Raw genomic sequence first — 13672 nt, 5'->3', positions numbered from 1 at the left:
TGCCGCCACAGGGTGCGCCCATGACCACGCTCGATCTCGACGCCCGCTTCGATCCGCGCGAATTGCGCAATGCGCTCGGCCGCTTCGCCACCGGCATCGCCGTGGTGCTGGCCCATGACGAAGACGGCCCGGTGGGCGTCACCGTCAATTCCTTCTCCTCCGTCTCCCTCGATCCGCCCCTGGTGCTCTTCTCCATGGCGCGGTCGCTCTATTCCCTCTCCCGCCTCCAGCGCGCGCCGGCCTATGCCATCAATGTGCTGATGGAAGGCCAGGAGGCCATTTCCAACCGCTTCGCCCGCGCCGGTGCCGACAAGTTCGCCGACCTGCTCTTGCGGCGGGGCGTGAGCGGGGCGCCCGTGCTCGACCCCATGCTCGCCTGTTTCGAGTGCCTGCCTTATGCGGAATATGACGGCGGCGACCATGTGATTTTCGTGGGCCGCGTGGTGCATCTGCATGTGGAAGGGGAGGGCGACCCGCTCCTTTATTATCGCGGCGGCTATCGCAGCCTCGCCCGTTCGGCCTGAGGACCGCCCATGGACGCGCCCACTCAATTCATGCCCGCCGGCCCCGCTCGTGCCCGCTTGCCCGAGCGCCTGAGGGTGCACGGGGGGGATTGCGCGGCGGTCCAGCTGCGCCCCGGTGACACAGTGTCCATCACCGATCCCGAAGGCCTTCAGCCCGCCCACCTCTTCGTCTTCGACGCCGCAGGCGCCCCGGCGTCCGCGAGCCTCGGCCTTGCCGGCCTGCCGGAGGGGCTCGCTTTTGCGGATGCGCTCGCCACCTCCGGCGAGGCGGGGCGGGCCGCCGCGCGGCGCGCGGAAGCGGCGGGCCTGTCGAAGGCCGCCACCGCCCGCGTGCTGTTCGCCGAGGGTGATCGTCCCGGTCAGTCCGCCTGCTTCACGGCGCCCACGGACCTTCTGGTGTTCGTCGCCGCCGCCGGCCCCCTCATGGCGCCGGACGAGCAGGCCCCGCCCACCGATCTCGACGTGGAAGTCACCCGCGCCGCCGGCGCGCCCGATCTGCCGCCCCCGCTCGGCGCCGTGACGCTGGACCTGCGTGTCCCGGCCGCTGAGGCCCGCGCCTTCCGGGTGAAGGCCGGCGACTACATCCAGATCATCGACGTGGAAGGCCGGCAGTGTTCGGACTTCCTCGCCTTCGATGCGGCTGCATTGGAGGAGGGGGCCGAATATGGCCTCGATGCCACCACCACGCGCACTTTGATGGGCGCCGCCTATCCGGGGCCGGGGCTGCACTCGAAATATTTCGACGAGCGGCAGGTGGCATTGGTCGAAGTGGTGCGCGACACGGTGGGCCGCCACGACACCTTCGCGCTGGCCTGCTCGGCCAAATATTACGAGGACATGGGCTATCCCGGCCACGCCAATTGCTCGGACAATTTCAATGCCGTGCTCAAGCCCTATGGCATCCGCGAGCGGCGCGGCTGGCCGGCCATCAACTTCTTCTACAACACCTGCATCGAGGGCTCGAACGCGCTGACCATGGACGAGCCCTGGTCGCGCCCCGGCGATTATGTGCTGCTGCGCGCCCTCACCGACCTCGTCTGCGCCACTTCCTCCTGCGCCGATGACATCGATCCGGCCAATGGCTGGGACCCCACCGACATTCATGTGCGGGTCTATGACGGGGCCGAGACCATCTCCAAGGGAATTGCGTTCCGCATGACACCCGACGCCGAACCGCGCCTCACCCGCGAGAGCGCCTTTCATCCGCGCCTTGCCGCGCTGACCCGCAACTTCGTGGAATATCGCGGCTTCTGGCTGCCCACCTGCTTCACCGGGGCGGGCCCCATCGCCGAATACTGGGCCTGCCGGGAGAAGGCGGCGGTCATGGACCTCTCGCCCCTGCGCAAGTTCGAGGTGACCGGCCCGGATGCCGAGGTGCTGCTCCAGCGCACTGTGACCCGCGACATCCGCAAGCTGGCGGTGGGGCAGGTGGTCTATACGGCGCTCTGCTACGACCATGGTGGCATGATCGACGATGCCACCGTCTTCCGCCTCGGCCCGGCCAATTTCCGGGTGGTGTGCGGGGAGGAATTCACCGGCGTCTGGCTGCGCACCAAGGCGGCGGAATGGGGCCTGAAGGTGTGGGTGAAATCCTCCACCGACCAGCTCCACAACATCGCCGTGCAGGGTCCGCTCAGCCGCGAGATCCTGGCCGATGTGATCTGGACCTCGGCGGTCCAGCCCTCCATCCCCGAACTGAAATGGTTCCGCTTCGCGGTGGGCCGCCTCGGCGGGCCGCAGGGGCCGGCGCTGGTGGTCTCGCGCACCGGCTATACGGGGGAATTGGGCTATGAGATCTGGTGCCATCCCAAGGACGGCGTCGCCCTGTGGGACGCGGTGTGGGCGGCAGGTTCCCCCAAGGGCCTGACCCCGCTGGGCCTCACCGCCCTCGACATGCTGCGCATCGAGGCGGGGCTTGTCTTCGCGGGCTATGATTTCTGCGACCAGACCGACCCCTTCGAGGCCGGCATCGGCTTTGCGGTGGCCAACAAGGACGAGGATTTCGTCGGCCGCGAGGCGCTCGCCCGCCGCAAGGCCAATCCGGCGCGCAAGATGGTGGGCCTCGTCGTCTCGTCCAACGAAGACGTGGGCCATGGCGACCCGCTTTATGTGGGCCGCGCCCAGGTGGGCGTCGTCACCTCCGCCACCAAGTCTCCCATCCTGAAGCAGAACATCGCGCTCGCCCGGGTGGATGTGTCCCTCGGCGGGGGCGAGGTCGAGATCGGCAAGCTGGACGGTCACCAGAAGCGCATCGGCGCCGCCATCGTGCCTTTCCCCCATTTCGACCCGCAGAAGACGAGGGTGCGCGCCTGAAGGTCTTGGATCGCGTGCGTTGGCGTTAGGGAAAGAAATCGAACTGCCACGCATCGCAGGGAGCGGTGCGTGGTCGACTTTGTTTTGTTGTCTTAAGTAAAAATTTCTCTGAATACAATATGTTTGGCCGCAGCGTTGCAGGGAGACTGAAAAAGAGGCAGTCCTGCCTAAAAATTCATGCCGACATGACCTATCGGAACATTTATATCTTCGTTGACAACAAATTTTCTCGGTAGGAAAGTCCCTTCCCATAAAGAGGGGAACAACCATGACAATCACCACCACTACGGACATCGCGTCCGTCCCGGTCGAGGGCGGATTGCAGCGCAAGATCAGTTGGACCGGGGCCTTCTGGATCGCCAGCGGCGTCCCGGCCTTGGTGCTGTTCTCCATTGGCGCCATCGGCGCCACGGTGGGGGCGCCGGCTTGGTTCGTCTGGATCCTGTCCATCATCTTCGGCTTCATCCAGGCCTTCTCCTATGCCGAGATTGCCGGCCTGTTCCCGCACAAGTCGGGCGGCGCCTCGGTCTATGGCGCCATTGCCTGGGTGCGCTATTCCAAGCTGCTGGCGCCCTTCTCGGTCTGGTGCAACTGGCTGGCCTGGTCGCCGGTCCTGTCCATCGGCTCGGGGCTCGCGGCGGGCTATGTGCTGTCCATCCTGTTCCCGGCGGACTCGGTGGTGAACACCTGGTCGCTGACCCTGGTGGACCTCACCTGGCTGAAAGCGGGTCTGGCGCTGCGCATCAACGCCACCTTCATCCTGGGCGCGGTTTTGCTGCTGGTGGCTTTCGCCATCCAGCATCGCGGCATCGGCCAGACCGCCAAGGTGCAGGTGATCCTGGGCGTGGTCGCCCTGCTGCCCTTGATCCTGATCGGCCTCGTGCCGCTGATCACCGGCGACGTGCTCGCCTCGAACCTCGGCCCCTTCGCCCCGCTCGCCAAGGATGAGACGGGCAAGGTGATCGCCGGCTCGTGGGACATGGCGGGCATCACGCTCATGGCTGGCGGCCTCTTCATCGCCGCCTGGTCCACCTATGGGTTTGAGACGGCGGTCTGCTACACCCGCGAGTTCCGCGACCCCAGCCGCGACACCTTCAAGGCCATCCTCTATTCCGGCCTCCTGTGCATCTTCGTCTTCACCATTGTGCCCCTGTCCTTCCAGGGCGTGCTGGGCCTTGGCCAGCTGGTGACGCCAGCGGTGACGGACGCCTCCGGCACCGTCGTGACCCCGGCGGTCTATTCCGGCATCCTGAACGCCGACATCTATTCCGGCATGGGTGTTGCAAGCGCCATGGCGGATATGATCAAGGGCGGGCCGGTGGTGCACAACATCATCGTGGTGATGCTGATCCTGGCGCTGATGCTGGCCATCGTCACCTCGATGGCGGGCTCCTCGCGCACGCTCTACCAGGCCTCGGTGGATGGCTGGCTGCCCAAGTATCTCAGCCATGTGAACGAGAATGGCGCGCCCACCAAGGCCATGTGGACGGATCTGTGCTTCAACCTGATCCTGCTCCTCATGTCCGACTACGTGTTCGTGCTGGCCATCTCCAACGTCTGCTACATCCTCTTCAACTTCCTGAACCTCAACGCCGCCTGGATCCACCGTATCGACCGCCCCACCTGGGAGCGCCCCTTCAAGGCCCCCACCTGGCTGCTGGCGGGCGGCACGGCGCTGTCCTTCGTCAACCTGGTCCTGCTCGGTATGGGCGCGGACATCTGGGGCGCGGGCACGCTGGTGACCGGGGTCATCTGCTCGGCGCTCATCATCCCGGTCTTCTGCTTCCGCCACTATGTCACCGACAAGGGCCGCTTCCCGGCGGCCATGATGGAGGACATGCACCTGCGCCAAGAGGCCGGGGCGGCAACGCGGGCCGGAATGCTCCCCTATCTCGCGCTCGCCGCCGGCGCCGCGGTGGTGATCGTGGCCCGCCTCGTGGCCGTCTACTGAACGGAGGATCGATGACCGACCAAGGCATCAAGAGCCGTCCCCGCTACCAGCCGTTGGAGATCGATCCGGCGGGCCGGCACCACCTTCTGGTGGTGCCAAGCGAGGACGTCCCCTCGGACGCGGTGGCGGAGGGCTTTGCGCCCTCCGCCTTCGAGGTTTGGACGGTGGTCCGCAAGTCCGCCCTTCCGCCCTCCGCCATCACGGAGGAAGCGGCGGGCACGGTGCGGGCCTTCCGCTCCCCGGCCCATCTTTTCTCCGCTTTGGAAGAACGGCTCGCCCGCGAGACCATGGGGCTGCGCCTTTATGCGGTGGGCCCCGAGGACTTCCTGTGGGACGTCTATGGCGTGGGCGAGAAAGCCGGCCTCAGCCGACAGGAAATGCGCTTCACCCATTCCGGCACCAAGGCGCGGCGGATCTTTTGCGTCCATTGCCGGGCAGTGACGGAGAAGGTGACCACCTCCATCGTCACCTGCTCGGGCTGCGGGGCCAGCCTGTTCGTCCGCGACCACTTTTCCCGCCGCCTGTCCGCCTTCATGGGCGTCCAGGTGGATGCCGAAGCCCCCGGCGACGTGCCGGCCGCCGAGGAGCTCTACGCATGACCGCCGCGCCCACTTTGTCCGTCCGCATCCGCGAGATCGAGCCCTTGGGCGCGAGCCTGAAGCGCTTCGCGCTGGAGGCGGCCCATGGCGGCGAGTTGCCCACCCCGGCGCCAGGCGCCCACATCCTGCTCACCCTGCGCGATGGCGGGCGGGTTATGAAGAACGCCTATTCCCTGGTCTCGCCCGCTGAGGCGCGGGACCGCTACGAGATCATCGTGCGCCGCGTCGCCCAGTCGCGCGGCGGCTCGGCCTTCCTGCACCAGCAGGCGCGGGAAGGGGATGTGATCGACATCGGCTATCCGGTGAACCTGTTCCCGCTCCAGGCCAAGGCGCGCAAGCACCTCTTGATCGGCGGCGGCATCGGCATCACGCCGCTCTTGTCCCACCTCCACCTTCTGAAGGAGCGGGGCCTCAAGTTCGAGATGCACCAATTGTGCGCCCCGGAGGAGGCCGGCGTGTTCGAGGCCCTGCTCGCGCCCTATGGCGAGGCAGGGGAAATCCTGGTGCACGGCACCGGGCGGGCGCGCTTTGACCTCGCCGGCATCCTCGCCCGCCAGCCGCTCGGCACCCATGTCTATACGTGCGGCCCCCGTTCGCTGATGGAGGCGGTGGCGAGCACGGCGGCGGCGCTCGGCTGGCCTCCTGGCAAGATCCACAAGGAGAGCTTCGGCGAGACCTCCGGCGGCCTGCCCTTCAAGGCGCTGCTGGCGCGCTCCGGCATCGAGGTGGAGGTGGGCGAGACCCAGTCGCTCCTGGAGGCGGTGGAAGCCGCCGGCATCGATGCGCCCTGCCTGTGCCGGGGCGGGGCCTGCGGCGAATGCAAGGTCGCGGTGCTGGAAGGCGAGGTGGAGCATCGCGACGACTTCCTCTCCGCCGAGGAGAAGGCGTCCCAGGGCGCCATCATGCTGTGCGTCTCCCGTGCCCGCGGCGCCCGGCTCGTGCTCGATTTGTGATCCTTTTCCCGCCGCCCGCGCCCGGGCGTTGGACAGCCATTGCCGAGGACAAGCCATGACCCTGCAATTCAAGCCGGATGAGACCTTCCGCAAGGATTTCACCTATCGGAACTCCGACGCCGGCATCCTGCGCTTTCCCTTTCCCTTCCCCGAAGACGAATACATGTATTCGGTGAACATCGAGCCCCATGTGCGCGGCGGCCCCACCGCCGCTTTCCAGGCGGCGTTCGATGTGGACGAGCATTATGTGGCCGAGTGCCGGGAGCGGGCGCTGGTGCTCGCCGAGGATCCCAAGCGCTGCCAGGTGCTGCCCCATATGGAGCTCGCCCAATGGGATACGCTGGAACTGATCATGGAGAGCCTGGCGGCGGATTACCCCGACCTCTTCTCCCTCTCGAAGGATGGCGACCTCTGGACCTGGGTGAACAAGCCGCTCTCGATCCAGCAGACCTTCACCTTCGGCAAGGCCGACACCCTGCCGTGCCCGCCCTTCGAATACATCACCCGCCAGGCCCAGGGCGACTTCACGCTCCAGGACCAGCGGGAGGACAATCTCTATGTGGATGGCGGCATGGTCACCACACAGGCCGACTGGTCGCTGGAATTCGACATCGGCATGAGCTTCCACGAATGGCACGGGCCGGTGCCGCTCGCCCATGAGAAGGGGGTGTTCGACCGGGCGCTGAAATATCTGCTGCGCCTGCAATATGGCCAGCCGGTGCGGCGGCTCAACTGGACCATGACCATCAATCCGCGCCTCGACACCTCGCCGGAAAACTATCCCGTCTGGGGGCCGGACCGCACCACCATCACGCCGGAAAACGTGGCCGAGAAGGTGCATCTGCGGGTGGAATTGCAGACCCTGTTCCGCCTGCCGCGCTCCAACGCCATCCTGTTCGGCATCCGCTGCTATCTGGCGAGCGTCGCGGAGCTCTCCCGCGTGCCCAAATGGCGCAAGCGCCTGCACCGGGTGCTGCGCGACCTCCACCCCGCCATCCAGGAATATAAGGGCCTGCCGCGCTACCGGCAGATGGTGATCGACACTCTCGCCCCCTTCGACGACGGTGCGCCTCTTTCCAAGGGCATCCAGAGCGACCTTGCCGCGCTCTGAACATCAAGCGGAAGCCCGGCCGGCATTGCCGTCGGCCGGGACAGGAGGCGCGTTCGCCGCTTCCGCTCAGGCCGCGATCCCCTCGACCGCGGCTTCCTCCGCGGCGTCCTCCTCCGCATCCTTCAGCAGCAGCCCGGCCATCAAGCCCACCGCGCAGAAGACCGGCAGCAAGCCGATGGCGAGACGATAGGCGGTCATGGAATAGTCGCCTGCCGCGGCATCGGGATCATTGAACAGATCCAGCAGGGCCCCGAAGCCCCATTCGCCCACGCCACCCAGCAGCATGATGATCATGTTGGTGGAGGCGATGGCGGTGCCGGTGACGTTGGAGGGATTGTGCTCCACCGCAGCCGCGAAGCACACCACCTCGGAGGTGGAGGCAAGGCCCAGCAGCAGCATCAGCACATACATGCCCGGCAGCGACACCGCGGGCAGGAGGGCGATGGCCAGCGTCACCGCCAGGGTCGCCACGCTCGCCCCCAGGAGGAAGACGCGCCGCGCATTCAACCGGTCCGACACATAGCCCACCACCGGGCCACCCACCAGCCAGCCCACATACATCATGGAGATGGCGCCCGCCGCCTCCACCTTGGTGGCACCGGTGATGGAGGAGACATAGTTTTCGCCCCACAGCGCGCCGAGGATGGACAGCGGCATGTAGAGCGCGGCCCCCACGATGCCGATGTACCAGCTCTGCGGGTTGGAATAGACCACCTTGAGCGCGGCGATCACACTGGGTTTCTTGATGTGCGCCGTCACCTGCGCGAGGCGCGAGCGATGGGGCACGATCAGCCCGATCAGCGCGGCGATGGCAAGTCCCACGAAGCCGGCCACCATCAGCGAGGATTGCCAGCCCATGCTCTGCACCATGTGGGCGATGCCCGCATTGCCGATGATGGCGCCGGCCATGCCGAGCGAGGTGGTCAGCCCGGCGAGCAGCGCCAGCATGGAGCGGGGAAACCATTCCGCCGCCAGATACATGGTGCCCACGAAGGCGAAGGCCGAGCCGAGGCCCTGGCAGAAGCGCGCGGCCACCAGCAGGAAGGGCGCGCTGCCGAGGATTTCCAGGAAGGCGCCCAGCGTGCAGATGAGCGCGGAGGCCAGCAGCACGGTCTTGGGGCCAAACCGGTCGATGATGGTGCCCGACATGAGCTGCATGGGCGAGTAGATGAGGTAATAGGTGCCCGCCGCCGCCCCGAGCGCCGCGGCGGTGAGGCCGAAATGGGCCTGCAGCTCCGGCTCCATGGTGGAGGGCGCCACGCGCACGAAGAATTCGTAGAGATAGAAAAGTGCCGCCGTGCCCCAGATCAGCCAGCCCCGCAGCGATGTGCGCGTGGCCAGTTCTGGTCCCTGGTCATCCGTAATCATGCCCTGCCCCCAACCCATGATCGATGTCACCATCCTGACGCAAAGGGAGTGCCATGGGCAGAGGGGCAGGTCGTCACAAGCCGGTGCGCGGGTTCGGCGTGGCGCGCCCGGCCTTTGTCGGGGCGGGAGTGCGGGTGGAATGAACATTTGGTGGCCTGGCCTGCACATTTTTCGGCCGAGACATGATCCTGACGCTCCCTTAGGTGATATTGCGCGCCTTTAGAGAGGTGGGTTCGGGATTCGCGGCATGGCGGACACCAACGGCACATACCGCGTCCAATATGCGGCGCTGCCCTATCGCGTGCGGCAGGATGGGGAGGTGCAGCTGCGCCTCGTGACGTCCCGCGAGACGCGCCGCTGGGTGATCCCCAAGGGCTGGCCCATGAAGGGCATCCCCCCGCACAAGGCCGCCGCGCGCGAGGCCTATGAGGAAGCCGGGCTGCTGGGCTCCATCGCCAGCGCGCCTCTCGGCATCTATCGCTACGACAAGCGCCTGTCCGCCACCCGCTCGGTGCTGTGCGAGGTGATGGTCTTCCCCATGAAGGTGAAGCGCTATCTGAAGAAATGGCCGGAGCGCTCCCAGCGGGTCGGCTTCTGGTTCTCCATCGAAACCGCCGCCTCGGTGGTGCAGGAGCCGGAACTGGCCAGCCTCATCCTGGAATTCGGGACGGTAATGGCCGAGCGCCACGCCCAGAAACTGGCCAAGCAAGCGGCCGCCGCACGGGCGAAGGCCGAGGCGGACAAGCCGACCCGCGCTGCGCCGAAGAAGAAGGCGGTGGCGAAGACGGGGGGTGACGAGGCGGATGCGAAGAAGAAGGGAAAGACGGGGCGGCAATCACCCGCCGCAAAAGACGAAAAAGTTGCCAGTGTGGCGGCCGAAAACCCCTCTCTCAACGCGCTGACATCAGCACTCGACCGTACCAAGGTAGCGAAGGTCACTCGAGCATTGAAGCGCAGTGGGTTGCCCCTCCAGGAGCCCAAAGAGCAGCTATCAGAGAGCTCGCAGCCTGACAGTTCCGTTGCGAAAAAAAAGCAAGCGGATAGTGGGGCGACCGCAAACCTCGCCGTAAAGACCAAAGGAAAAAAGAAACCTCTGACCCTTCAGTCAGGCGCGCCCGAGCCGAAAAGCGCAAAGGTCTTACGCGGGGCTGTTACGATGACCCCCGCAGATGCGATGATGCCTGACGAACCTGCCACAGGTTTGCGGGACGTGCCGTCCGCAGGGAAGGGAAAAAGGACCGAGGTCGCGCAGCTTTCCGAGCAACTCCCTGATAGTGGGGCAGTTAAGGCCACCAAAAACCATAAGCCGGAAAAGCCCGCAAAAGCAAAGAAACGCCCGATTCGGTCATCCACTGTCGCGCGCGAGCAGGATGACGGGGGGAGTTAAGCGATCAGAGAAAGAGCACGTCATGACCTGGCGTTGCCCTACCTCACCAAGCGGGAAAAGAGCGCGCGTAGCTCTGAAAACTCATGGAAGACGACATCCGGCGCGTCCCCTGCTTCCCCCACCCGCACACCGTCATGAACCTTCTGGAACGTAACTGCATTCAAACAGGCGCGAGCGCCACGAATGTCTGCGACGGGATTATCACCGATCATCCAGATATTTGATCCGACATCACCGAGCTTGTTCATGGCGAGCCGGAAGGGAGACGGATCTGGCTTTTCCTTGCCGGCCTCTTCCGAGGTTACAATGTGTTCAAAATGACTGTCCAGACCAAGATAAACGAGCTTGCGCAACTGAATCTGGGTGGTCAGGTCGCTCACAAGAGCAATAGGCGTGCCGTTCAGGCGCAGGTCGTCAAGAAACTCCATAACGCCGTGGAAAAGATGCGCCTCATCTAAGAAACGACGCCAGTAGGCCTGTTCGAGGTCCAAAGCGAGAAGTGCTTGGCTGCGTAGCCCCACAAGTTCAAGTAGCCGCTGAAAATAGAGCAAACGACTATGAGAGCTTGCGGTTCCTTTCAGGGTTTCTTTGACCTGCTTGCGGGCCTCTGTGAAGGCATCGTCAAATTGTTGTGCGGTCAGCCCGATGCTCTGGATCGCCTTTTCGCGCACAGTCTCCATGGCTTTGGCGTGGGAAGGGGCATAGGGATAGAGCGTGTCGTCGAGATCGAAGATGACGCAATTCGGAGCGGCAGCCACAGATGCCTGATTGTTGATGCGGATCATCACAGACGCTTTCTGAGTGCGGAGGCAATCTGATTGGCAATGAACAACTGCATGAGGCCCGTCGTATCAGGCTGCCAGACTGGCTCGTATCCGAGAATCTCAAACATATGGTCGTCCAAAGACTTAGCCGCAAGCCTAACTAGATCAACGGGAATGGTCCCTTCAAGCACGATTTCCACTGGACCTGGAGCATCGTTCTCGGTGACGTTCGCATCAATGCCGCACACGCCCACCAGATTCCGTATTAGCGGTTTATAGGGCGTGCCGTGGGACAGGCGCACATAGAGCTCAAGCCTTGGCAGCCGACTGGCATAGTTGCTGAGATCTACGTGTCGTACAGGCCGGATCTGAAAAAAGATGTCCGCATTGCGGGCCTGTGGATCAATGAAACGCCGCCGATCTGGCAGCCGGCGCTCAATGGAGGAAAGCACCCGGTCGGGCGTATGGCCACGAACTGTCACGTCGCGCTGAAGCTTTAGATGCCGCCGCAGCGTCTCGTCCATCTCCAGGAAAACGCACACATCATAAAGACGCACTAATTCAGGATCGTAAAGAGCATGTAGACCGCTCGCAACGACCAACACATCGCGTGCCGGTACCAAGCGCGGGCGGGTCATTTTCCCGCGTTCATGATCGTAATGTCGGTTCATGATCGACCGGCCGAGTGACAATTGAAGGATGTCTCTTCGGAACGAGTCGAGGTCGTTTGCACGCGGGTTGAGATGTGTCATCACCTGCCACATTGGCTTGTGACGATCCCAGGAATGGTAATCATCTCCGGAAACGTGGGTAGCCGATTCCGGCCCAACGAGCCCGATGAGCGCTTCGGCCAGCGTATCTTTTCCAGATCCGCTGTCTCCTGCGATCCCAAGCAAGACGGGGCGCCGGCTCAACCGGAAGAAATCGTTCCGCAGAACACCGTCGCGCAGCAGAAGGACGCATAGCATAAGTCCGAGCACGAACAGCAAGGACAGCCAGAGGGACATCAAACGGTTATCGGATTGCAGGCCCTGCAGCCAACGTCCGAAGGCTGGCTCGATTCCAAGCACTCCGGCGCCGCTGGAGTTGATGAGATGAAAAATAACAAAGACGATGGAGTAGGCAGCGATCAGCATAGCCGTGCGGCGACGTGACGGCGCGAGTGTTACAACCAGAAATGGCACAGTCCAAAGATACCAGCCCGGCGAGGCAGGTGTCAGGAGGACTATGACTAGAAAAGATACTCCGGTCAGCGCAATAAGAAGATCAAAACTAATGCGGCGCACAAGCCAGGCGCTGAAAAGAACAAGGAGGTATGCAATTGGAACAATGTATATCTTCACGCCAGATGTGACTGTCAGTGCGAAGTCGTATACTTTGTCGATCTCTGGGGTGCCCAAGACCATCGTGCGGGCGGAGCTCGAAAGTATGATGGGTAGCTCAGATATTAGGAATACAATGGAAAACGACACGAGATAAGCAGGTATCTGAACGAAACGGCGCCGCGCGGACGCAAGATAGAGCAGCATAATCGGAGGGGCGATCAACATGCTTAGCTTTGCCGATGCCGCAGCGGCCACCAATGCACCCGACCAACCGGACCGTCTCTCTTTCAAAAAGAGCATCGACAGGACCAGAAAAAAAACTGGGATGATGTCGAGCTGGCCGTGCCAGTAGCAGACATATAGGACGATTGGCGAGAGCCAGTACAGAATAATGATACGATGCGATCGTGCGACATTCATCGACACGAGCATGAACAGAACAAGCGTATCGACAATGAGAACAGTCGCAGAGATTCCTAGGTAACCCCAGATTGGCCATCCGGTCATTAACTGCGCCAAGGCTCCGAGGAGGGCTCCAGGCAGCAAGGGCAGTAACATAAATATACCGTAAGGGAACGCTCTTACGTCACCTCCCTGCGCCAAGTGTGCGCCCCAGGCATTTAAGGGGTTTTCGAGGGCATGCTGCAGGAATGGTGCGAACCACTCGCTATGAGCAATCGGCGTGACAGCGACGATCAAAGCGATCCGCAGCAGCATTCCCCAACGGAAGACGGGATCCGTTGAGGAAATTGAATAAGCATCCCGAATCCTTTCGGGGAGCGTCATTGCCACTGTGTCGGATCCTTCGTGCATACAGCTTCCGGCGCAATCTCTTCGGCGTCCAGCAGTGCACGCAGCGCGACGATCTCTTGCGGATCTGTGCGCCCCTGAAGCTCGGGCGAAACGAGGCAGAGGCGAAAGCCCGCCTCCTGCAACCGATGGGCCTGACCTCCCGTGAGCGGGAATCTGGTGAAGCAATCAACCCACACCCAATCAATTTTGCCGGCGAGCGTGAGTGCGGTATCTATGGTTTCAAACTCAGAGACACGCACCGCGCAGCGTCTCTCGCCTCGCCGAGAAGTTCTGATCAGAAACGGAAATGATTGGTCAAGGAAGAAGAAGTCAGAAATATTTCGATCACGCATGACGTCAATCAGGCGGTCTTCAAGTCCTTCCTCTTTTACGTTGAGGATCAAGGTGCCGTGCTGATAATGTGAAATCCAGGTGAGAAAGTCTTCTCCCTCAACGAACGGGTCGTGATGAATGACGAGTCGTTCGCCCTGGCTGCGGATATCCACCTCGACGCCCAGATTGCTAGGTGTCGCACGTAATTCATCTACAGTATTGCGGCGATGGCGTATGAGATGCATGGCTCCG

Annotated in this window: 11 protein-coding genes; 7 read left to right on the top strand and 4 right to left on the bottom strand. The window is 63.3% G+C overall.

Annotation, left to right across the window (positions count from 1 at the left end):
- The first annotated feature begins 20 nt into the window (after positions 1-20).
- The 6 genes from PV781_RS03665 (at position 21) to PV781_RS03640 (ending at position 7451) form a co-directional block, all read left to right on the top strand.
- Positions 21-524 (top strand): flavin reductase family protein, encoded by a 504-nt coding sequence (locus PV781_RS03665; RefSeq protein WP_274774276.1) that lies wholly within the window; start codon positions 21-23, stop codon positions 522-524.
- Positions 525-554: 30 nt separating this feature from the next.
- The gene (locus PV781_RS03660; protein ID WP_489667327.1) at positions 555-2837 is read left to right on the top strand and encodes a trimethylamine N-oxide demethylase; all 2283 of its coding nucleotides are present in this window, start codon (positions 555-557) and stop codon (positions 2835-2837) included.
- 268 nt (positions 2838-3105) lie between these two features.
- The gene (locus PV781_RS03655; RefSeq protein ID WP_274774274.1) at positions 3106-4788 is read left to right on the top strand and encodes an APC family permease; all 1683 of its coding nucleotides are present in this window, start codon (positions 3106-3108) and stop codon (positions 4786-4788) included.
- A gap of 11 nt (positions 4789-4799) precedes the next feature.
- Positions 4800-5387 carry a dimethylamine monooxygenase subunit DmmA family protein gene (locus PV781_RS03650; protein WP_274774273.1) on the top strand — a complete coding sequence of 196 codons (588 nt, stop codon included), beginning with the start codon at positions 4800-4802 and terminating at the stop codon, positions 5385-5387.
- On the top strand, positions 5384-6340 hold the full coding sequence (locus PV781_RS03645) for a PDR/VanB family oxidoreductase (protein WP_274774272.1): 957 nt from the start codon (positions 5384-5386) through the stop codon (positions 6338-6340). Before PV781_RS03650 ends, PV781_RS03645 begins: the two co-directional genes overlap by 4 nt.
- A gap of 55 nt (positions 6341-6395) precedes the next feature.
- A complete protein-coding gene (locus tag PV781_RS03640) occupies positions 6396-7451 on the top strand; it encodes a heme-dependent oxidative N-demethylase family protein (RefSeq protein WP_274774271.1) in 1056 nt (351 codons plus the stop codon).
- A gap of 66 nt (positions 7452-7517) precedes the next feature.
- Here the strand turns inward: PV781_RS03640 and PV781_RS03635 are convergent, their stop codons facing one another.
- Entirely contained in the window at positions 7518-8819 is a 1302-nt protein-coding gene (locus tag PV781_RS03635) for an MFS transporter (protein WP_274774270.1), read from the bottom strand.
- A 247-nt stretch (positions 8820-9066) separates the two neighbouring features.
- Between PV781_RS03635 and PV781_RS24040 the strand changes: the two genes are divergently transcribed.
- Positions 9067-10206, top strand: a complete 1140-nt coding sequence (locus tag PV781_RS24040; RefSeq protein ID WP_342455436.1) for an NUDIX hydrolase — start codon at positions 9067-9069, stop codon at positions 10204-10206.
- Between the two features lie 38 nt (positions 10207-10244).
- Here the strand turns inward: PV781_RS24040 and PV781_RS03625 are convergent, their stop codons facing one another.
- The 3 genes from PV781_RS03625 to PV781_RS03615 are packed head-to-tail and all read right to left on the bottom strand — an operon-like array spanning position 10245 to position 13665.
- Complete coding sequence (locus PV781_RS03625; RefSeq protein ID WP_274774269.1) at positions 10245-10991, bottom strand: HAD family hydrolase; 747 nt, start codon at positions 10989-10991, stop codon at positions 10245-10247.
- Positions 10991-13081: a glycosyltransferase 87 family protein gene (locus PV781_RS03620; protein ID WP_274774669.1), complete on the bottom strand. Its 2091-nt coding sequence runs from the start codon at positions 13079-13081 to the stop codon at positions 10991-10993. Before PV781_RS03620 ends, PV781_RS03625 begins: the two co-directional genes overlap by 1 nt.
- Entirely contained in the window at positions 13078-13665 is a 588-nt protein-coding gene (locus PV781_RS03615) for a phosphatidylinositol-specific phospholipase C/glycerophosphodiester phosphodiesterase family protein (protein ID WP_274774268.1), read from the bottom strand. Before PV781_RS03615 ends, PV781_RS03620 begins: the two co-directional genes overlap by 4 nt.
- Between the last annotated feature and the right edge of the window lie 7 nt (positions 13666-13672).

The sequence above is a fragment of the Aquabacter sediminis genome (genome assembly GCF_028863665.1).
GTDB lineage: Bacteria > Pseudomonadota > Alphaproteobacteria > Rhizobiales > Xanthobacteraceae > L1I39.
This window is presented reverse-complemented; position numbering and strand designations above follow the sequence as displayed.